The 19,796-nt window shown below is 71.3% G+C and carries 17 protein-coding genes and 1 tRNA gene; 13 read left to right on the plus strand and 5 right to left on the minus strand.

From position 1 onward, the window contains the following. Positions 1-56 precede the first annotated feature (56 nt). Entirely contained in the window at positions 57-2,474 is a 2,418-nt protein-coding gene (locus tag IF54_RS0122355) for an SCO7613 C-terminal domain-containing membrane protein (protein ID WP_234439033.1), read from the minus strand. 84 nt (positions 2,475-2,558) lie between these two features. Here IF54_RS0122355 and IF54_RS0122360 point away from each other — a divergent pair, with 84 nt between their 5' ends. Beyond that, positions 2,559-3,005: an SRPBCC family protein gene (locus tag IF54_RS0122360; protein WP_030321425.1), complete on the plus strand. Its 447-nt coding sequence runs from the start codon at positions 2,559-2,561 to the stop codon at positions 3,003-3,005. Between the two features lie 39 nt (positions 3,006-3,044). After that, positions 3,045-3,116, plus strand: a tRNA-Val gene (locus IF54_RS0122365). Positions 3,117-3,201: 85 nt separating this feature from the next. Here the strand turns inward: IF54_RS0122365 and IF54_RS0122370 are convergent. Continuing rightward, positions 3,202-3,927, minus strand: a complete 726-nt coding sequence (locus IF54_RS0122370) for a 3'-5' exonuclease (protein ID WP_030321427.1) — start codon at positions 3,925-3,927, stop codon at positions 3,202-3,204. A gap of 191 nt (positions 3,928-4,118) precedes the next feature. On the opposite strand from IF54_RS0122370, the gene IF54_RS0122375 reads away from it, so the two are divergent. The 3 genes from IF54_RS0122375 (at position 4,119) to thrS (ending at position 7,988) form a co-directional block, all read left to right on the plus strand. Beyond that, complete coding sequence (locus tag IF54_RS0122375) at positions 4,119-4,685, plus strand: DUF4365 domain-containing protein (protein WP_030321429.1); 567 nt, start codon at positions 4,119-4,121, stop codon at positions 4,683-4,685. Then, positions 4,682-5,920 (plus strand): hypothetical protein, encoded by a 1,239-nt coding sequence (locus IF54_RS0122380; protein WP_030321430.1) that lies wholly within the window; start codon positions 4,682-4,684, stop codon positions 5,918-5,920. Before IF54_RS0122375 ends, IF54_RS0122380 begins: the two co-directional genes overlap by 4 nt. Positions 5,921-6,011: 91 nt before the next feature. Further along, entirely contained in the window at positions 6,012-7,988 is a 1,977-nt protein-coding gene (gene thrS / locus IF54_RS0122385) for a threonine--tRNA ligase (RefSeq protein ID WP_030321432.1), read from the plus strand. A gap of 45 nt (positions 7,989-8,033) precedes the next feature. Here thrS and IF54_RS0122390 read toward each other — a convergent pair whose 3' ends face one another. After that, on the minus strand, positions 8,034-8,738 hold the full coding sequence (locus IF54_RS0122390; RefSeq protein ID WP_051735499.1) for a potassium channel family protein: 705 nt from the start codon (positions 8,736-8,738) through the stop codon (positions 8,034-8,036). A 67-nt stretch (positions 8,739-8,805) separates the two neighbouring features. On the opposite strand from IF54_RS0122390, the gene IF54_RS0122395 reads away from it, so the two are divergent. Then, the gene (locus IF54_RS0122395) at positions 8,806-9,384 is read left to right on the plus strand and encodes an HIT family protein (protein WP_063754949.1); all 579 of its coding nucleotides are present in this window, start codon (positions 8,806-8,808) and stop codon (positions 9,382-9,384) included. A gap of 99 nt (positions 9,385-9,483) precedes the next feature. Here the strand turns inward: IF54_RS0122395 and IF54_RS0122400 are convergent, their stop codons facing one another. Both IF54_RS0122400 and IF54_RS0122405 read right to left on the minus strand, forming a co-directional pair. Continuing rightward, the gene (locus IF54_RS0122400; protein ID WP_030321439.1) at positions 9,484-11,145 is read right to left on the minus strand and encodes a hypothetical protein; all 1,662 of its coding nucleotides are present in this window, start codon (positions 11,143-11,145) and stop codon (positions 9,484-9,486) included. A gap of 227 nt (positions 11,146-11,372) precedes the next feature. After that, positions 11,373-13,571 (minus strand): elongation factor G-like protein EF-G2, encoded by a 2,199-nt coding sequence (locus IF54_RS0122405; RefSeq protein WP_030321441.1) that lies wholly within the window; start codon positions 13,569-13,571, stop codon positions 11,373-11,375. A gap of 273 nt (positions 13,572-13,844) precedes the next feature. Here IF54_RS0122405 and pgsA point away from each other — a divergent pair, with 273 nt between their 5' ends. The 7 genes from pgsA (at position 13,845) to IF54_RS0122440 (ending at position 19,750) form a co-directional block, all read left to right on the plus strand. Beyond that, positions 13,845-14,552 (plus strand): phosphatidylinositol phosphate synthase, encoded by a 708-nt coding sequence (pgsA, locus tag IF54_RS0122410; protein ID WP_030321443.1) that lies wholly within the window; start codon positions 13,845-13,847, stop codon positions 14,550-14,552. Continuing rightward, positions 14,549-15,466 carry a phosphatidylinositol mannoside acyltransferase gene (locus tag IF54_RS0122415; protein WP_030321445.1) on the plus strand — a complete coding sequence of 306 codons (918 nt, stop codon included), beginning with the start codon at positions 14,549-14,551 and terminating at the stop codon, positions 15,464-15,466. The genes pgsA and IF54_RS0122415 overlap by 4 nt, the downstream gene beginning before the upstream one ends. Continuing rightward, a complete protein-coding gene (locus IF54_RS0122420) occupies positions 15,463-16,632 on the plus strand; it encodes a glycosyltransferase family 4 protein (RefSeq protein WP_030321447.1) in 1,170 nt (389 codons plus the stop codon). The genes IF54_RS0122415 and IF54_RS0122420 overlap by 4 nt, the downstream gene beginning before the upstream one ends. Before the next feature lie 112 nt (positions 16,633-16,744). Next, a complete protein-coding gene (locus IF54_RS0122425) occupies positions 16,745-17,287 on the plus strand; it encodes a membrane protein (protein WP_030321449.1) in 543 nt (180 codons plus the stop codon). Positions 17,288-17,423: 136 nt separating this feature from the next. Next, positions 17,424-18,329: a pyridoxal 5'-phosphate synthase lyase subunit PdxS gene (gene pdxS / locus IF54_RS0122430; protein WP_030321451.1), complete on the plus strand. Its 906-nt coding sequence runs from the start codon at positions 17,424-17,426 to the stop codon at positions 18,327-18,329. Positions 18,330-18,336: 7 nt separating this feature from the next. Beyond that, positions 18,337-18,948, plus strand: a complete 612-nt coding sequence (gene pdxT / locus IF54_RS0122435; protein ID WP_030321452.1) for a pyridoxal 5'-phosphate synthase glutaminase subunit PdxT — start codon at positions 18,337-18,339, stop codon at positions 18,946-18,948. Positions 18,949-18,997: 49 nt separating this feature from the next. Further along, on the plus strand, positions 18,998-19,750 hold the full coding sequence (locus tag IF54_RS0122440) for a YebC/PmpR family DNA-binding transcriptional regulator (RefSeq protein ID WP_030321453.1): 753 nt from the start codon (positions 18,998-19,000) through the stop codon (positions 19,748-19,750). Positions 19,751-19,796: the final 46 nt, after the last annotated feature.

A 19,796-nucleotide genomic window follows, 5' to 3' on the forward strand; every position in this document is an offset into this window, starting at 1 on the left:
GGGGAACTGCGCGTCCGTTGTGACTGGTCGCGCAGTTCCCCGCGCCCCTGAGGGAGTCAGCTCATCCTTCCTAGGATGTCCCGCATTCTTCGGACATCCCTGATGCGTCGCTCGTACGTCGCTCCCAGGGCGAGGAGCAGGAGGCCTGCCAGCGCCGGGGGGACCCAGCGGGGGAGGGCGTCGGCCATCTGGACGATGTACGGGGCCAGTTCATGGAGGGCGTCCAGGGTCAGGACCGAGCCGCCCAGGACCAGGGGGGCCTGGAGGCTGTAGCCGCCGCCCATCAGGGTGAGGGACAGCGCCGCCAGGCCCAGGAGCAGCGGGCGGGTCCAGTCGGGGTCGCCCCAGGCCGTGACCAGGCTCGGCAGGAGAGTGGCGGCCAGACCCGGGCCGTACGCCGTCCAGGACGAGGTCTCCGGGACGCGCCGCCTGCGGAGGTGGCCGACGAGCAGGGCCGGGATCGTGACCGGGAGTGTGTACGCCTCGGGGGTGCCGACCTCCCAGGCCGCCAGCCGGACCCAGGTCGCCAGGAGGAACAGGGCGGCGGCCGCGTAGCCGAGGGGACGGCGGTCCTCGCGGATCGCCGTACCCGCGCTGATCACCGCACACAGGGCCAGGACCAGGGCGAGCATCGGGAGGTCGGTCACGGCCATGCCGATCGCCACGAGCGCGGTCGCCGCTCCCGTCACTTCGATCGGCACGGTCGCGGGGGAGTCGCCGAGCCGCCAGGCCAGCAGGGCCGCGGCCGCCGGGACCGTCAGGACGAGCAGGGCCGTGTGCGGGGCCGACCAGTCGGCGGCGGCGCCGGTCGCACAGGCGAGGGCGACGGCGTATCCGAGGGCGGTCGGCGCTGTGACGGCCGCGGCCCGCCAGGAGGCCGCCGCGAACAGCACGACCAGGGCGCCCAGTGTGACGAGGGTCGCCGGCTGGGTGGCGAGGGACAGGAGGGCGAGACTCGCGGAGGCGACCAGCGCCGGGACGAGCTCGACGGGCCGGGACCGCCACACGGCCACCGCAAGGGCACCCGCGGTCGTCGCACCCTGGATCAACAGGCCTGCCGCGTAGGGCAGTTCCAGTACCGCCGGGACGGTGAGGAGCGCGGACCAGACCAGGATCGGAGCGGCCGTCAGTGCCCTCGGACGCCAGGTCGTGTCGCGAACGGCCAGGAACAGGACGCCGGCCAGGGCCGCCAGGACCAGCGGGACCGTCCCGGCGTACGGCGGCCAGGTCAGGTTGGCGGTCACCGCGGCGCGGGCGTCCGGCGGGGTACCGGTCCACGCCTGCGAGGCCCAGGAGAGCGGCCCCAGCACGACCACGCCGACCACGGGCAGCGTCCACAGGAGGGACAGCGCCTGCACCGCACCGGACGCCCACAGCAGACCCCGCCGTACCGTCTCCGGCAGCCGGTCGGCCCGGAGCGCCGCCAACAGGGCGATGCCGAAGGCCAGATGGACCGGGACCGTCCACACCGCGGGCAGCGCGGACCGGGCCACGCCGCCGAGGGCGGCCACCGTGAGCAGACCGGCGGTGAGGGCGAGACCGAGGGAGTGCTCGGCACCGGGCACGCGGGTCGGCGTACGGCTGCCCTGCCAGGCGGCGCCCAGCGCGATCGCGCTCGCGAGGAGGAGGAGCGCCGCCGCCCGTGCGGCGGCGCTCGGGCCAGAGGCCGTCCAGGTCAGCCAGCCGGCCGCCAGTGTGCCCGCGGCGCCCACGCCGTACGCGCCGATCGTGGCGATCACGCGGACGGACCGGCGCGTCACCCGCAGCGCCAGGACGGTGTCGGAGACGGCCGTCACGAGAAGCGCTGCCGTGAGCCCGTAGGAGCCGGCGTCGGCCGCGATCGCCCAGAAGAACAGCGGGAGTTGGGCCGCGACCACGGCGGCCGGGCGGGGCAGGCGCAGGGTGTCGGCGCCCGGCAGGAAGCCGTAAGCGCACCACGAACCCGCCAGCAGCGCGGAGACGACCGCCGTGTAGGGCGCGCCGGCGGTCTCCGAGAACACCGCTCCGTGCAGGGCGACCGCGTCCAGGACCGTCAGGGCCAGGCCCAGGCCCGCCACCGACTCGGCCGTCGAGCGCAGCCCGTGCTTCAGCAGGAGCAGCGGGGAGCCGAGCGCCGCCACGGTGACCGCGCCGAGTACCAGGGCCCGGCCGGTGATCGCCAGGTGGCCCCAGCTGACCAGCGTGAACACCATCGCCGCGACCGTGAGCAGGGTGCCGCCGAGGATCAGGAGCACGTTCTGCACGCTCGGTGCGCTCGCGTCGGGGCGGGGAGCTGCGGCGGGCGTCGAACCGGGCGGCCTCGGCGCCTGCCACTGCGGCCGGTGCGACGGGCGGGCCTGAGGCGCCTGGAGCTGCTGGAGCGCGGCGACCAGCCAGGCCCGACGGGTCAGCAACTGGGTGCGGCGCGCGTCCAGTTGCCACAGCTCGGCGTCGATGAGCCGCAGCTCCTCGGCCGGGGGCGGGGTGTTCGTCATGTCCTGAAGTGTGGGCTGGCTCACGGCGGGCGACATGAGTACGCGTACTCAAGAGCTACTCGGATCCGATGCCAGACTCTCCCCATGGACTGGTGCCACTACCGTTTCCGCAGCCTGTGGGCCCTGCCCGCGAAGCCCGCCGCCGTCTACGACGCGCTGGAGCGTGCCGAGGACTACCCCCGCTGGTGGCCGCAGGTCCGCGAGGTACGACGGCTCGACGACACCAGCGGCCTCATCACCATCCGCGCCACGCTGCCGTACGACCTGGTCTTCACGGCCCGCGAGGTGCGGCGCGACCGGGAGGCCGGCGTGCTGGAGATCGCGATGGAGGGGGACCTGGAGGGCTGGGCGCGCTGGACCCTCACCGCGGACGGCGAGGGCACGCTCGCCCGCTACGACCAGGTCACCGAGGTCAACAAGCCGCTGCTCCGGCGTTTCGCGGTGCCCGGACGGCCCGTCTTCCTGGCCAACCACCGGCTGATGATGCGCGCCGGCCGGCGGGGTCTTGTCGCCTACTTGGAAGCGGTTTGAAGGAAGGCCGCGGGGACCTGTATTGTTCAGTGCGTTCCCGGGCGATTAGCTCAGTGGGAGAGCGCTTCGTTCACACCGAAGAGGTCACTGGTTCGAACCCAGTATCGCCCACCGGGAAAGGCCGGTCCGTCACAGACGGACCGGCTTTCTTCATGAACAGGTCCGCTTCATGGATGTCTTCATGAAGCGGTTTTCTTCACGCCGCCGCCGGCAGGTCCGGTCGCAGCGGCCACGCCGGGTCCACCAGTTCCTCCTGGCCGCTGCGCGCGAACCACGCCTGGAGGCCCCGGGCCTGGGCCGCATGCCAGACCGCCTGGAGGTTGTGCAGCTCCGCGGGTGCGAGCCGCTCCAGCCGGGCGGCGAAACGGCGCCCCAGGGCCCGTACGACATCCAGCGCCGCCTGCGCGTCGGCCGCCGCGTCGTGCGCGCCCTCCAGCTCCACGCCGTAGTGCGCGCAGAGGTCGGTGAGAGTGCGGCGGCCCTTGCGGTAGCGGTCCAGATGCTTGTCGAGGACCCGCGGATCCAGCACCAGCAGCGGTGAGGTGTCCAGCCAGCGGTCCAGGGACGAGGCGCGGTGGCGGCGCAACTCCCGGTCCAGCAGCGTCAGATCGAACGGTGCGTTCATCACCACCAGCGGACGGCCCGCCACCGCCTGCTCCGCCAGCACCTCGGCTATCTCGAACATCACCGGCGCCGGCCAGCGGCCGTTGCGCTGGAGATGCTCGTCCGTCAGCCCGTGCACCGCCGTCGCCCCAGCGGGCACCGGTACACCCGGATTGACCAGCCACCGGCTCACCCGTGGCCGGGTGCCCGCCGCGTCCTGGACGACGACGGCGGCCGACACGATCCGGTCGGTCTCGACGTCCACGCCCGTGGTCTCCGTGTCGAAAGCGGCCAGGGGCCCTTCGTACCAGCACGTCATACCTACACAACCCCTCGTTCACCCACGGCAGCTGACGCCCCGTCTTCTGCCAGTTTGGTGATACCCGGGCTGTTTGCGCCGTACGCCGGAAGGACACAACAGGAGTACGGGTCTTTGCAGTTCAGCGGCCCGGTGTGCGATTCATGTGGCCCCTGTGCGGGCATGTCACTTGGCTTGGAAGGCTGTTGGTCATGGCGATAGCGCAGCCCGAGCGGGGCGGGCTGCTGCCCGAACGTACGGGACCCCTTCGCGGCACGCTCGCCACCACCGCCTGCATGGAGACCTTGCAGGTGGGATATCTGCACGCCGTCGCGGCGGCGGCCGGCTGCTCGCTGTCCCAGCCCTTCCCGGACAACGGCATCGACTGGCACGTCAGCCACGGCTCGCCCGGACACACCGTCGACGACGAGGTCACCATCAAGGTGCAGCTCAAGTGCACCTACCAGATCGCGCCCAACCCCCCGGGCCGCTTCTTCTCCTTCACCCTCGACAACGACCACCTGCGCAAACTCGCCCGCACCCCGGTGTCGGTCCACAAGATCCTGGTGGTCATGCTCGTGCCGAGAACCCAGGACGACTGGCTGCGCGCCAGCCACGACCGCCTCGACCTCCGGCACTGCTGCTACTGGGTCAACCTGGCCGGCCACCCGATCACCGGCCGCACTCGGACCACCGTGCGGATCCCCACCAACCGCATCTTCGACGACCGGGCCCTGTGCGAGATCATGACGCGGGTCGGGACGGGAGGCAGACCATGACCCACCGCCCGACCGAGGAGCCACTGCGCGCGGTACGCCCCCACCCGGAGGCCCACTGGGACCGTCCGCCGAACCCCGACGAGGTCGACCCCGCCGTCCTGAGCGCCCTGCTGCACCGGCACGGCTGGCAGCGGCGCGGCGGTGCCCCCGGGCGCTACGGCCGCTGGACGCCACCGGGACCGGGTGCGAGCGGGACCAGCCTCCTCGTCCCCGAGAGCCGCGCCTTCCCGGACAGCGGGGACCTCCTCGGCGAGGCCCTGGTCGCCCTGTCCCGCAGCGGCACGCCCTCCGCGCGCGAGGTCCTCGTCGGCCTTGCCGTGCCCAGCGACGAGATCCGCTGGTGGCGGGACGTCCCGAGCGGCCCCGCCGACGCCGCGCCCTGGACCGTCGAGGAGCACCTGCGCACCGCCGCCCGCCAGACCCTGCTCGCCGGCGCCCTCGCCACCCGCGCGCGGGCCGGCTACTACGGCGCCCGCTACCGCCGTACGGCAGCCGCCGCCCTGGACAACGTCCTGGTCGGCCCGGCCACGGGCGGCCGCCGGCTCACCGCCTTCGTGCCCGTCGGCACCGGCCGGCCGCTCGCCGTCCGGCTCCACCAGGCGCTCTACGCCGCCCGCGAGGCCATCGACTACCAGCGGGCCACCGGCGGCATGGACGCCTTCGACGGGGCCGTCGAGGCGGGCGTCAGCCGGGAACTCACCGAGGCGCTGATCGCGCTGGTGCGCGGCACGGAGGGCGCCCGGATCGCCGTCGAATGGGCGCCCGCGGCCGGGGTGCCCGAAGGGTGCGCCGCGCGCTCCGAGGCCGTCGAGTTCTCGCCGGGCGACCTGCCCGTGCTGCGTGAGGCGGGGGCCCGCTTCCTGCGCGAGGAGCCCTCCGTGCCGGTCCGGATCACCGGCACAGTCGTGCGGATGCGCAGGTCGGGCCCGCGCGGGGACGGGTCGGTACGGCTGCGGGTGATCGCCGGCGCCGAGATCCCGCACCTCAGGCTGACCCTGGACGAGGAGGCCTACCGGATCGCCGGGCAGGCCCACCTCGTCGGGCTGCCGGTGCGGGTGCACGGCCGGCTGGAGAGCCGGGGCGGCTTCCGCAGGCTCACCGGGGCCACCGGAGTGGCACCCGTGCAGGTCGAGGAGGCCGAGCGGGACCGGCTGATGAAGTCCCTCCAGGAGAATCTCGACTTCTTCGAGGAGGCCTGCGGCGAGCCCGCCGAGGAGTCCTTCCCAGAGGACTGATTTCGCGGAGGTGGGGGCCGGGTCGGTACGATCCCCTATTGCGCGCGCTCCCGGTATGGGCGCCGCATCCACCTTCAGTCAGGAGAGACCGGTGTCAGACGTCCGTGTGATCATCCAACGCGATTCCGAGCGGGAAGAGCGCGTGGTGACGACGGGCACTACGGCCGCCGAGCTCTTCGCCGGCGAGCGCTCGATCGTCGCCGCGCGCGTGGGAGGCGAGCTCAAGGACCTCGCCTACTCGCCGGCCGAGGGCGAGGTCGTGGAGTCGGTCGAGATCTCCTCCGAGGACGGTCTGAACATCCTGCGCCACTCCACCGCGCACGTCATGGCGCAGGCCGTGCAGGAGCTGTTCCCCGAGGCCAAGCTCGGCATCGGCCCGCCGGTCAAGGACGGCTTCTACTACGACTTCGACGTCGAGAAGCCGTTCACGCCCGAGGATCTCAAGGCCATCGAGAAGAAGATGCAGGAGATCCAGAAGCGGGGGCAGAAGTTCTCCCGCCGCGTGGTGACCGACGAGGCGGCCCGCGAGGAGCTCGCGAACGAGCCGTACAAGCTCGAACTGATCGGCCTCAAGGGCTCGGCCTCCTCGGACGACGGCGCGGACGTCGAGGTCGGCTCCGGTGAGCTGACGATCTACGACAACCTCGACGCCAAGACCGGCGACCTGTGCTGGAAGGACCTCTGCCGCGGTCCCCACCTGCCGTCGACCCGCGCGATCCCGGCCTTCAAGCTGATGCGCAACGCGGCCGCCTACTGGCGCGGCAGCGAGAAGAACCCAATGCTCCAGCGCATCTACGGCACCGCGTGGCCGACCAAGGACGAACTGAAGGCGCACCTCGACTTCCTCGCCGAGGCCGAGAAGCGCGACCACCGCAAGCTCGGCTCCGAGCTCGATTTGTTCTCCATCCCGGAGCAGATCGGCTCCGGCCTCGCCGTCTTCCACCCCAAGGGCGGCATCATCCGCCGGGTCATGGAGGACTACTCGCGCCGCCGCCACGAGGAGGAGGGCTACGAGTTCGTCTACACCCCGCACGCGACGAAGGGGAAGCTCTTCGAGCAGTCCGGGCACCTGGACTGGTACGCCGACGGCATGTACCCGCCCATGCAGCTCGACGAGGGCGTGGACTACTACCTCAAGCCCATGAACTGCCCGATGCACAACCTGATCTTCGACGCGCGCGGCCGCTCCTACCGTGAACTGCCGCTGCGACTCTTCGAGTTCGGGACCGTGTACCGGTACGAGAAGTCGGGCGTCGTGCACGGCCTCACGCGTGCGCGTGGCTTCACGCAGGACGACGCGCACATCTACTGCACCCGTGAGCAGATGTCGGAGGAGCTCGACAAGACGCTCACCTTCGTCCTCGGCCTGCTGCGCGACTACGGCCTGACCGACTTCTACCTGGAGCTGTCCACCAAGGACCCGGAGAAGTTCGTCGGCTCGGACGAGGTCTGGGAGGAGGCGACCGAGACCCTGCGCCAGGTCGCCGAGAAGCAGGGCCTGCCGCTGGTTCCCGACCCGGGCGGCGCTGCCTTCTACGGCCCGAAGATCTCCGTCCAGACCAAGGACGCGATCGGCCGGACCTGGCAGATGTCGACGATCCAGCTGGACTTCAACCTGCCGGAGCGCTTCGAGCTGGAGTACACCTCGCCCGACGGCTCCAAGCAGCGGCCGGTCATGATCCACCGCGCGCTGTTCGGCTCCATCGAGCGGTTCTTCGCGGTGCTCCTGGAGCACTACGCGGGCGCGTTCCCGGCGTGGCTGGCCCCGGTCCAGGCGGTCGGCATCCCGATCGGCGACACGCACGTCGAGTACCTGGAGAAGTTCGCGGCCGCGGCCAGGAAGCAGGGCCTGCGCGTCGAGGTGGACTCCTCCTCCGACCGGATGCAGAAGAAGATCCGCAACGCCCAGAAGCAGAAGGTGCCCTTCATGGTCATCGCGGGCGACGAGGACATGTCCGCCGGCTCGGTGTCCTTCCGGTACCGCGACGGCTCGCAGGAGAACGGCATCCCCTTCGACGAGGCCATCGCGAAGATCGCGAAGGTCGTGGCGGAGCGGGCGCAGGTCTGACGTTCCGTACGCCGGACGTTCCGTACGGCGGGGCCCCCGGGGAGATCAGATCCCCGGGGGCCTTTCGTCGTCTTCGCGGGCGAACACCTGGAGCAGCCAGGACGCGAAGGTGCCGGTGACGGCGCCCAGCAGGGCGAGGCCGATCACCATCACGCCGACCGCGATCAGGCGTCCGAGCGGAGTGACCGGGACCACGTCGCCGTAGCCGACGGTGGTGAGGGTGGCGCAGGTCCACCAGACGGCGTCGCCGAAGGTGGGCATGGTCGTGCCGGGGGCGTCGCGTTCCTGCTGGAAGACGGCCAGGGCGCCGGTGAAGCCCAGCAGCAGGGTCGACAGGCCGGAATAGACGATCACGCGCGCGTGCAGGGCGAGCCGGGGGCGGCCGTGCCGGCGCTGCACTGCCTCGTACACCTTGACGACCCTGAGGGGGCGCAGCAGCGGCAGGAGCAGCACCACGGTGTCCAGCAGGTGCGTCCGTACGAAGCCCAGGCGCCGCCCGCTGAGACGCCAGCGCACGGCGTAGTCGACGGTGAACACGCCCCAGGCGGCGAAGGTCACGGTCAGACAGACATCCAGCAGGGTGTCGGGGAGGCCGGGAGCCAGGACGCGGAGGGCGTACGAGGCGAGGAAGGCCAGCGACGCGATGCCGAGGGGGATCTCGGAGCCGCGCTCCCAGCGGGTCAGGCGAGCGGCGCGGTCATGGCCCTCGGGCCCGTCACTGTGCGGGTGTGTGCCGGTGTCGTCGTCCACGTGCCCAGCTTGGCCCGGGCCGCTTTTCGCACAACCCCGCCGACACGGCGCGAACGGGCGAAGCCATATGCTGCATGGCATGACGAGTGAGCCGGAGCAGCAGTTGGGAGTGGGGACGCAGGACGCGTTCCAGCGTCTGTGGACACCCCACCGGATGGCCTACATCCAGGGTGAGAACAAGCCGACCGGCCCGGGTGCCGACGACGGCTGTCCCTTCTGCTCGATCCCGGCCAAGTCCGACGAGGACGGCCTGATCGTCCGCCGCGGTGAACTGGTGTACGCGGTGCTCAACCTCTACCCGTACACCGGCGGCCACCTCATGGTCGTGCCCTACCGTCATGTGGCCGACTACACCGAACTCACCGAACCGGAGACCGCCGAGCTGGCCGCGCTCACCAAGCAGGCGATGACGGCCCTGCGCACGGCCTCCGGCGCACACGGCTTCAACATCGGCATGAACCAGGGCACGGTCGCGGGCGCGGGCATCGCCGCCCACCTCCACCAGCACATCGTCCCCCGCTGGGGAGGCGACACGAACTTCATGCCGGTCGTCGGCCACACGAAGGTGCTGCCGCAGCTGCTGGGCGACACCCGCAAGATGCTGTCGGAGGCCTGGCCGGCTTCAGGCAGCCCGTCCGGCGTTTGAGGACGAGGCCGTAAGGCCGAAGGGGGTCTGGGGGCGCAGCCCCCAGGGACCGCACCCCAGACCCACCCGCACGCCGAAGTCGGCCCAACCGCCGGAGGCCTACGCGTCGTAGACGTCCGCCTTGCGCGGCGACACATCCTGCACCTGCGTGCTCAGGAACCCCGCGCGCGTGCCGAACTTCTCGGTGTCCACGCCGTTCTCCGCCAGGACCCGTATCGCCGCGGAGTGCACGACCCGCAGGACCGGAGTCGCGGCGCGCAGCGCGTCGTCGGCCATGAAGCGGTGCCGCCACGGCCGGTCCGCCCAGGCGTGCCGGAGACCGAACGGCTCGGGCAGGGCGAGCGAGCCGCCGAGCCAGTTGAGCAGCGGAGGATACCGGGTCAGCGGAGCCCGGGCGGCGAGACGGACCACCTCGTCGGCGTCGACCAGCGGGAGCTTGATCTTCCGGGTCTCCCAGAACCGGATCGACTTGGCGACCTCCTTCTCCTTGGCCGCCGGCTTCGAGGTGAACAGTCCGTGCACGGGCCCCAGCGCGTGCCCGGTGACCTCGATGCGCAGTGTCTCGTGCAGCACGGTCACGGTGATCAGCATGGTGAGGACCAGCTGGCCCTCCCACAGCGTCCACTGCACGCCCAGGTAGTGCCGGTCGCCGCCGCCGAACTGCTGCTTGTTGCAGATGTCCTGTATCGCGTGGCTCTTGACCTGGTACGCGTCCACGTCGGTGCCGCCGGGCCGGGACACCTCCTTGGAGCCTTCCGCGATCGGGGTGACGATCCAGTGCCGTACGGTCGGCTTCGGGAAGCCGCCGGTGTTGATGGTGTTGCGCTCCAGCATCCGCAGCTGGTCGTGGATGGAGCGGATGACGTCCCAGCTGCGGAAGGGGTGGATCTCCCGGGTGGGGTCGGCGGAGACCAGGTCCTCGGCCAGCTGCCAGCTGCCCCAGCGGGTGCCCATGCCGAGTATCCCCTTGGGCCCGGCGTAGAAGACCGAGTTGGACTGCTGCTCGGCGCTGAGCTGGGCCAGGGACTGGCGCAGTTGCTCGGCCGCGGTCTCACCGGGGTTGCTCGGCACCGCCTCGGGCACCTTGGCGCCGACGCTGCTGCCGGCCAGCAGACTGGACCAGCGTTCCCGCAGATCCGTCGCGGTGCGCTCGCAGATCTGCTTGGCCCAGAACCAGCCGACCACGGGCAGGACCACGCACGCGCGTGCGTACCAGCCCCAGAAGCCGGCGAACGGCATCTTGATCAGGAAGAGCACGGCGAGCGCGCCCACCGCGACCAGCAGCGCGGTGGCGAGCGCCCCGGCCTGCTTGTCCTCGCGCCGGGCGACGTTGGTGCGCAGGGTGAAGATCAGCAGCCAGACCAGGAGGCCGGGCAGGAAGAGCAGCCCGCACAGCACCATGACGGCGGTCAGCCAGTTGTCCCGGTCCCGGCGGATGTTGTTGGCCGCGAGGCAGTGCTCGACCACGACCTGCGGCTCCGCGCCGAAGGACTGGATGAGGGGCTTGCGGCCCTTTCCGAGCATGCGGATGATCACCGCCGTGGAGAATGCCTCGCCCAGGTTGGGGCGGAAGATCCTCGCCCACTTGCGGCCGCCTTTGACGGCAGACTCGTGCCATTCGTTGTTGGCCTTGAGGATCTCCTCCACCGGACTGTCCCGATAGGCCGCCGAGGCCAGCGCGAAGGTGGCCGTCTGTGCCTCGTCACCCGTGCGCGGCACCTGCGGACCGAAGATGTCCGCGTAACCGCCGTCAACGGTCATTCCCGCCCCCGATCGCCGCCGGACTCACCCACTGCGGCCTTCCCGACTTCCGTACTCCGCACACCTGTTGATCAGGTCATCAGCGTATCTGTCGGCGCTGACATTAGTCGGCGGACGGCCGAAGCCGCCCGCCGAATCGGAAGGAAGGGTTCCGTACGGGTCACTTGTGGGGCGCGGAACGCCACCTGCGCGCCGCCGGAAGCCACTTGTCCCCGGTCTCGCACCAACTACGAGGCTTCACGCGCCTCTTCACGGATCCTCTCGGCGATCTGCGGCGGCATGGGTTCGTGCCGCGCGTAGGAACGGCTGAAACGCGCGGTGCCGTGCGACAGGGACCTCAGGTCGACCGCGTACCGGCCGATCTCGATCTCGGGCACCTCGGCCTTGATCAGCGTGCGTCCGCCGTTGGTCTGCTCGGTGCCGAGCACCCGGCCCCGCCGCCCGGACAGGTCGCTCATCACGGTGCCCACGTAGTCGTCGCCGACCAGCACGGACACCTCGGCGACCGGCTCCAGCAGATGGATGCGCGCCTCCGCCGCGGCCTCCCTGAGCGCCAGCGCTCCGGCGGTCTGGAACGCGGCGTCCGAGGAGTCCACGGAGTGCGCCTTGCCGTCCAGGAGCGTCACCCGCACGTCGATGAGCTCGTGTCCGGTCGCGACCCCCTTGGCGGCCTGCGCCCGGATCCCCTTCTCGACGGACGGGATGAACTGCCGCGGCACCGCGCCGCCGACGACCTTGTCCACGAACTCGATGCCCGAACCGCCCGGCAGGGGCTCCACCTCGATCTCGCAGATGGCGAACTGCCCGTGCCCGCCGGACTGCTTCACGTGCCGCCCGCGCCCCGCCGCCTTCTCGGCGAACGTCTCCCGCAGCGACACCCGGTGCGGTACGACGTCCACCTGCACGCCGTACCGGCTGCGCAGCCGCTCCAGTGCCACGTCGGCGTGCGCCTCGCCCAGGCACCACAGCACCACCTGGTGGGTGTCCTGGTTCTGTTCGAGCCGCATGGTCGGGTCCTCGGCGACCAGCCGGGCCAGGCCCTGGGAGAGCTTGTCCTCGTCCGCCTTGCTGTGCGCCTGGATGGCCAGCGGCAGCAGCGGGTCGGGCATCTCCCACGGCTCCATGAGTAGCGGGTCGTCCTTGGCGGAGAGCGTGTCGCCGGTCTCCGCGCGGCTGAGCTTGGCCACGCACGCGAGGTCGCCCGCGATGCAGTGCGAGAGCTGCCGCTGCTGCTTGCCGAAGGGCGCGGACAGGGCGCCGATGCGCTCGTCGACGTCGTGGTCCTCGTGCCCGCGGTCGGCGAGCCCGTGCCCGGAGACATGGACCGTCTCGTCCGGGCGCAGGGTCCCGGAGAAGACCCGCACCAGCGAGATGCGGCCGACGTACGGGTCGGACGCGGTCTTCACGACCTCCGCGACCAGTGGTCCCTCGGTGTCGCACGCCTTGATCTCGCGCGGCTTGCCGTCGATGGTCGTCACGCCCGGTGTGGGGTGCTCGAAGGGCGTCGGGAAGCCGCCCGTGACCAGCTCCAGCAGCTCGACCGTGCCGAGGCCCTGCTTGGCGCCCTCGGCGGCCGGCGCGGCGGCCAGGACCGGATGGAACACCCCGCGCGCGACGGCCCGCTCCAGGTCCTCCACGAGCGTCTTGAAGTCGATCTCCTCGCCGCCCAGATAGCGGTCCATGAGGGTCTCGTCCTCGCTCTCCGAGATGATCCCCTCGATGAGCCGGTTGCGGGCCTCCTCGATCTCCGGCAGCAGCTCCTCGCCGGGCTCGGACTCCTTGCGCTCCCCGGACGAGTAGTCGAACAGCTTCTGCGACAGCAGGCCGGTCAGACCGGTCACGGGCGCGTGCCCGTCCGGCCCCTGCGGGCCGTGCAGAGGCAGGTAGAGCGGCAGGACGGCGTCGGGGTCGTCGCCGCCGAAGGTCTCCGCGCAGATCCGGGTCATCTCCTCGAAGTCCGCCCGCGCGGCCTCCAGATGCGTGACGACGATGGCCCGGGGCATCCCGACGGCCGCGCACTCCTCCCACACCATGCGCGTGGAGCCGTCCACCCCGTCCGAGGCCGAGACGACGAAAAGGGCCGCGTCCGCGGCTCGCAGACCGGCCCTGAGCTCCCCGACGAAGTCGGCGTATCCGGGGGTGTCCAGAAGGTTGATCTTGTACCCGTCCCATTCGACGGGCACCAGGGAGAGCTGTACCGAGCGCTGCTGCCGGTGCTCGATCTCGTCGTAGTCCGAGACGGTGCCGCCGTCCTCCACGCGGCCCGCCCGGTTCACCGCCCCCGCCGTCAGCGCGAGAGCTTCCACCAATGTCGTCTTGCCCGAACCGGAGTGGCCGACCAGCACCACATTCCGTACGGACGCGGGGTGGTCGGCCGCTGCTGCCCTGCCGGCGGCTCCGGGGTGTGCGTTCGCCTTGTCGCCCATGGCCTTGCCTCCCGTGCACGGTGAGGTCATCTGTGGGCGCGGACATGCGGACCCGCGTGCGGTGCGGCTCCGGTGACGCCCGCGGTCCTTCGAGCTTTCCACTCCCGTCACGGTGCGTCCATACGACGGACGCGATCCCGCCGCGGTCCGGGGCGGCACGTCCGTGACAGACGCTCCGGGTGCCCGGCCGCCGCCCACGCGCGCGCGTGGCTACGATGGGCCAGCCGGTGGCCAGCAGGGGCCGAGCCGGCCACACCGACCGTCGGGAAGGCCATGCTGAACAAGTACGCGCGTGCATTCTTCACGCGTGTCCTCACCCCGTTCGCCTCATTTCTGATCAGAAGGGGCGTCAGCCCCGACACGGTCACGCTCCTCGGCACGGCGGGCGTGATGGCGGGCGCGCTGGTCTTCTACCCCATGGGCGAGTTCTTCTGGGGCACGGTCGTGATCACGCTGTTCGTGTTCTCCGACCTCGTCGACGGCAACATGGCCCGCCAGCTCGGCCGCTCCAGCCGCTGGGGCGCCTTCCTCGACTCCACGCTCGACCGCGTCGCCGACGGCGCGATCTTCGGCGGCTTCGCCCTCTGGTACGCCGGGGGCGGCGACGACATCGCCCTGTGCGCGGTCTCCATCTTCTGCCTGGCCAGCGGCCAGGTGGTGTCGTACACCAAGGCCCGGGGCGAGTCGATCGGACTGCCGGTCGCCGTCAACGGCCTCGTGGAACGCGCCGAGCGCCTGGTGATCTCCCTGGTCGCGGCCGGTCTCTCCGGGCTCCACAAGTTCGGTGTGCCGGGCATCCAGTACCTGCTGCCGGTCGCCCTGTGGATCGTCGCCGTCGGCAGCCTGGTCACGCTGATCCAGCGGGTCGTCACGGTCCGCCGCGAGTCGGCGGAGGCCGAGGAGGCCGCGGCTGCGGCTGCACCCCCTCCGGCCCAGGCCGAGGAGAAGCCCCGGCAGCAGGGGAGCGAGGCCGCGAAGTGAGCGTCCAGGATCGGCTGACGGACTCGCTGTACGGCCTCGGCTGGGGCGTGGTCAAGAAGCTCCCCGAGCCGGTCGCCGTGCGCCTCGGCCGGAGCATCGCCGACCTGGCCTGGAAGCAGCGCGGCAAGGGCGTCCTGCGGCTGGAGAGCAACTACGCGCGCGTGGTGCCCGACGCGAGCCCCGAGCGCCTCGCGGAGCTCTCCCGCGCGGGCATGCGCTCGTACCTGCGCTACTGGATGGAGTCCTTCCGGCTGCCGGCCTGGAGCAAGGACCGCATCCAGGCCGGCTTCGACCCCAAGGGCCTGCACCACCTCACCGACGGCCTCGCCGCCGGCAAGGGCGTCGTCCTCGCGCTGCCCCACATGGCCAACTGGGACCTCGCCGGCGCCTGGGTCACCACCAAGCTGGAGACGCCCTTCACCACGGTCGCCGAACGGCTCAAGCCCGAGACGCTCTACGACCGTTTCGTCGCCTACCGCGAGGGCCTCGGCATGGAGGTCCTCCCGCACAGCGGCGGCACCGCCTTCGGCACCCTGGCCCGGCGACTGCGCGACGGCGGACTGGTCTGCCTGGTCGCCGAGCGCGACCTGTCGTCGTCCGGCGTCGAGGTGCGGTTCTTCGGTGAGGCCACCCGCATCCCGGCGGGACCCGCCCTGCTGGCCCAGCAGACGGGCGCGCTGCTCCTGCCGGTGACACTCTGGTACGACGACTCGCCCGTCATGCAGGGGAGGGTGCACCCCCCGGTCGAGGTGCCCGAGTCAGGTACCCGGGCCGAGAAGACGTCTGTCATGGCACAGGCGCTGGCCGATGCCTTCGCCACCGGGATCGCCGACCATCCGGAGGACTGGCACATGCTCCAGCGCTTGTGGCTGAAGGATCTCGAACCCCGCCCGTCGGACGGGGCCCGCCCGTGAGAATCGGCATCGTCTGCCCGTACTCCTGGGACGTGCCAGGCGGCGTGCAGTTCCACATCCGCGACCTCGCCGAGTACTTCATCCGCCTCGGCCACGAGGTGTCCGTCCTCGCCCCGGCCGACGACGACACCCCGCTGCCGCCGTACGTCGTCTCGGCCGGGCGCGCGGTGCCGGTGCCGTACAACGGCTCGGTGGCCCGGCTGAGCTTCGGCTTCCTGTCGGCGGCACGGGTGCGTCGCTGGCTGCACGACGGCGCGTTCGACGTGGTCCACATCCACGAGCCGTCCTCGCCGTCGCTCGGCCTGCTGACCTGCTGGATCGCGCAGGGTCCGATCGTCGCCACCTTCCACACCTCGAACCCGCGCTCCCGGGTCATGGTCGCCGCGTACTCGATCCTCCAGGCCGCCCTGGAGAAGATCAGCGCCCGCATCGCGGTCAGCGAGTACGCCCGCCGTACGCTCGTCGAGCACCTCGGCGGTGACGCGGTGGTGATCCCGAACGGCGTGGACGTCGACTTCTTCGCCGAGGCCGAGCCGAAGCCCGAGTGGCAGGGCGGAACGATCGGCTTCATGGGCCGCATCGACGAGCCCCGCAAGGGCCTTCCGGTGCTGATGAAGGCCCTGCCCAGGATCCTCGCCGAGCGCCCCGGCACGCGGCTCCTGGTCGCCGGACGCGGGGACGAGGAGGAAGCGGTCGAGTCGCTCCCCGAGGAGCTGCGCGCGCGGGTGGAGTTCCTCGGCATGGTCAGCGACGAGGACAAGGCCCGCTTCCTGCGCAGCGTCGACCTGTACATCGCCCCCAACACCGGCGGCGAGAGCTTCGGGATCATCCTGGTCGAGGCCATGTCGGCGGGCGCCCCGGTGCTGGCCTCGGACCTGGACGCCTTCGCCCAGGTCCTGGACCACGGCTCGGCCGGCGAGCTCTTCGCCAACGAGGACGCGGACGCGCTGGCGGACGCGGCGGTACGGCTCCTCGGCGACCCCGGTCGACTGGCCGAACTGCGCGAACGCGGCAGCGCCCACGTCCGCCGCTTCGACTGGTCGACCGTCGGCGCGGACATCCTCTCGGTCTACGAGACGGTGACCGCGGGCGCGGCCGCGGTGGCGGCGGCGGACGACGACCGGGGCACGGGACTGCGGGCACGGCTGGGCCTGGCGCGGGACTGAGGGGTACCGGGGCCTGCGGGCTGAGGGTGCGGTGGGGCTTGCTCGACCGCGCCCTGTTGAGTCACCGTGCCTGCCCCACGCCTCTCCACCCCGCCCCTATAGCCTGCTCCCCGTGACTGCCACCCTCATCTGGATCGTCGTCGCGCTCGTCGCGATCGGCCTCTACCTCAGCTGGACCGCGGGCCGTCTCGACCGCCTGCACGCCAGGATCGACGCCACGCGCGCCGCGCTGGACGCCCAGCTGGTGCGACGGGCCTCCGTGACCCAGGAGCTGGCCACCTCTGGCGTCCTCGACCCGGCCGCGTCGATCGTGCTGTACGAGGCCGCGCACGCCGCCCGGCAGGCCGAGGAGGAGCAGCGGGAGGTCGCCGAGAGCGAGCTGAGCCAGGCGCTGCGGGCCGTGTTCGCCGAACCGGACCAGGTGGAGGCCGTACGGGAGGCGCCCGGCGGGGAGTCGGCGGCCCATGAACTCACCGAGACCGTACGACGGGTCCCGATGGCCCGCCGCTTCCACAACGACGCGGTGGGAGCCGCCCGCAGGCTCCGCCAGCACCGCAAGGTCCGCTGGTTCCGGCTGGCCGGCCATGCCCCCTTCCCGATGGCCTTCGAGATGGACGACGAGCCGCCCGCGGCCCTGGTCGAGCGGGCCGCGTAGGGCCTGAGCGGGGCGGAGGGGGCCAGAGGGGGCAAAAACGATCCACCCGCTCCTCATTGGCCCTTGCTGTGGCCTGGTCCGATGACGTTTCCTCGGTGCTGCACAAATCCTCTTTTCACTTCAGTGAGGTCAACCCGTGTCCAGCACCGAGAACCAGGCTCCCGAGACCGGCACCGCGCGCGTGAAGCGCGGTATGGCGGAGCAGCTCAAGGGCGGCGTGATCATGGACGTCGTCACGCCGGAGCAGGCGAAGATCGCGGAGGACGCGGGCGCCGTCGCCGTCATGGCCCTGGAGCGGGTCCCCGCCGACATCCGCAAGGACGGCGGCGTGGCCCGGATGTCCGACCCGGACATGATCGAGGGCATCATCGAGGCCGTGTCCATCCCGGTCATGGCGAAGTCCCGCATCGGGCACTTCGTCGAGGCCCAGGTCCTCCAGTCCCTCGGCGTCGACTACATCGACGAGTCCGAGGTCCTCACCCCCGCCGACGAGGTCAACCACTCCGACAAGTGGTCCTTCACGACCCCCTTCGTCTGCGGCGCCACCAACCTGGGCGAGGCCCTGCGCCGCATCGCCGAGGGCGCGGCCATGATCCGCTCCAAGGGCGAGGCCGGCACCGGCAATGTCGTCGAGGCCGTCCGCCACCTGCGCCAGATCAAGAACGAGATCGCCCGGCTGCGTGGCTTCGACAACCACGAGCTGTACGCCGCCGCCAAGGAGCTGCGCGCCCCGTACGAGCTGGTCAAGGAGGTCGCCGAGCTCGGCAAGCTCCCCGTGGTGCTGTTCTCCGCCGGTGGCGTGGCCACCCCCGCCGACGCCGCGCTCATGCGTCAGCTCGGCGCCGAGGGCGTCTTCGTCGGCTCCGGCATCTTCAAGTCCGGCGACCCGGCCAAGCGCGCCGCCGCCATCGTGAAGGCCACCACCTTCTTCGACGACCCTAAGATCATCGCGGACGCGTCCCGCAACCTCGGCGAGGCCATGGTCGGCATCAACTGCGACACCCTCCCCGAGACCGAGCGCTACGCCAACCGCGGCTGGTAACCACCCCATGTCCAACGAAGCCCCTGTCATCGGCGTCCTGGCCCTCCAGGGCGACGTCCGGGAGCACCTCGTCGCCCTGGCCGCGGCCGACGCCGTGGCCAGGCCGGTCAGGCGCCCCGAGGAACTCGCCGAGGTGGACGGCCTCGTCGTCCCCGGCGGCGAGTCCACCACCATCTCCAAGCTGGCCGTCCTGTTCGGCGTGATGGAACCCCTCCGCGCGCGGGTGCGGGCCGGCATGCCCGTCTACGGCACCTGCGCGGGCCTGATCATGCTCGCCGACAAGATCCTGGACCCGCGCTCGGGCCAGGAGACGATCGGCGGCATCGACATGATCGTGCGCCGCAACGCCTTCGGACGTCAGAACGAGTCCTTCGAGGCGGCCGTCCACGTGAAGGGCGTCGCGGGCGACCCCGTGGAGGGCGTCTTCATCCGCGCCCCCTGGGTCGAGTCCGTCGGCGCCGAGGCCGAGGTGCTCGCCGAGCACGAGGGCCACATCGTCGCGGTCCGCCAGGGCAACGCGCTCGCCACGTCCTTCCACCCGGAACTGACCGGCGACCACCGTGTGCACGCTCTGTTTGTCGACATGGTGCGCGCGAACCGGGCGCCGGAGTCCTTGTAGGATCTCAGGCGTTGGTTGCAGGGATGGGTAACGCGAAGGAGACAGGCAGATGTCCGGCCACTCTAAATGGGCTACGACGAAGCACAAGAAGGCCGTGATCGACGCCAAGCGCGGCAAGCTCTTCGCGAAGCTGATCAAGAACATCGAGGTCGCGGCCCGCATGGGCGGCGTCGACATCGAGGGCAACCCGACGCTGTACGACGCCATCCAGAAGGCGAAGAAGCAGTCGGTCCCGAACAAGAACATCGACTCCGCGGTCAAGCGCGGCGGCGGCCTTGAGGCCGGCGGCGCCGACTACGAGACGATCATGTACGAGGGCTACGGCCCGAACGGTGTCGCGGTGCTCATCGAGTGCCTCACCGACAACCGCAACCGCGCCGCCTCCGACGTCCGTGTCGCCATGACCCGCAACGGCGGCTCCATGGCCGACCCGGGCTCGGTGTCCTACCTCTTCAACCGCAAGGGCGTCGTCATCGTCCCCAAGGGCGAGCTCAGCGAGGACGACGTCCTCGGCGCCGTCCTGGACGCGGGTGCCGAGGAGGTCAACGACCTGGGCGAGTCCTTCGAGGTGCTCAGCGAGGCCACCGACCTGGTCGCCGTCCGCACCGCCCTCCAGGACGCCGGGATCGACTACGACTCCGCCGAGGCCAACTTCGTCCCGACCATGCAGGTCGAGCTGGACGAGGAGGGCGCCAGGAAGATCTTCAAGCTGATCGACGCCCTCGAGGACAGCGACGACGTCCAGAACGTCTTCGCCAACTTCGACGTGAGCGACGAGGTCATGGAGAAGGTCGACGCCTGAGCCGACGCTCCAGGTACGAACGGGCCGACGGGACACACCCCGTCGG

Source organism: Streptomyces sp. NRRL B-3229, from assembly GCF_000719505.1.
Taxonomy (GTDB): domain Bacteria; phylum Actinomycetota; class Actinomycetes; order Streptomycetales; family Streptomycetaceae; genus Streptomyces; species Streptomyces griseorubiginosus.

Coding starts and splice junctions, on each gene's coding strand:
- IF54_RS0122355 (WP_234439033.1), bottom strand. CDS start 2,474: ATGACGAACACCCCGCCCCCGGCCGAGGAGCTGCGGCTCATCGACGCC.
- IF54_RS0122360 (WP_030321425.1), top strand. CDS start 2,559: ATGGACTGGTGCCACTACCGTTTCCGCAGCCTGTGGGCCCTGCCCGCG.
- IF54_RS0122370 (WP_030321427.1), bottom strand. CDS start 3,927: ATGACGTGCTGGTACGAAGGGCCCCTGGCCGCTTTCGACACGGAGACC.
- IF54_RS0122375 (WP_030321429.1), top strand. CDS start 4,119: ATGGCGATAGCGCAGCCCGAGCGGGGCGGGCTGCTGCCCGAACGTACG.
- IF54_RS0122380 (WP_030321430.1), top strand. CDS start 4,682: ATGACCCACCGCCCGACCGAGGAGCCACTGCGCGCGGTACGCCCCCAC.
- IF54_RS0122395 (WP_063754949.1), top strand. CDS start 8,806: ATGCTGCATGGCATGACGAGTGAGCCGGAGCAGCAGTTGGGAGTGGGG.
- IF54_RS0122400 (WP_030321439.1), bottom strand. CDS start 11,145: ATGACCGTTGACGGCGGTTACGCGGACATCTTCGGTCCGCAGGTGCCG.
- IF54_RS0122405 (WP_030321441.1), bottom strand. CDS start 13,571: ATGGGCGACAAGGCGAACGCACACCCCGGAGCCGCCGGCAGGGCAGCA.
- pgsA (WP_030321443.1), top strand. CDS start 13,845: ATGCTGAACAAGTACGCGCGTGCATTCTTCACGCGTGTCCTCACCCCG.
- pdxT (WP_030321452.1), top strand. CDS start 18,337: ATGTCCAACGAAGCCCCTGTCATCGGCGTCCTGGCCCTCCAGGGCGAC.
- IF54_RS0122440 (WP_030321453.1), top strand. CDS start 18,998: ATGTCCGGCCACTCTAAATGGGCTACGACGAAGCACAAGAAGGCCGTG.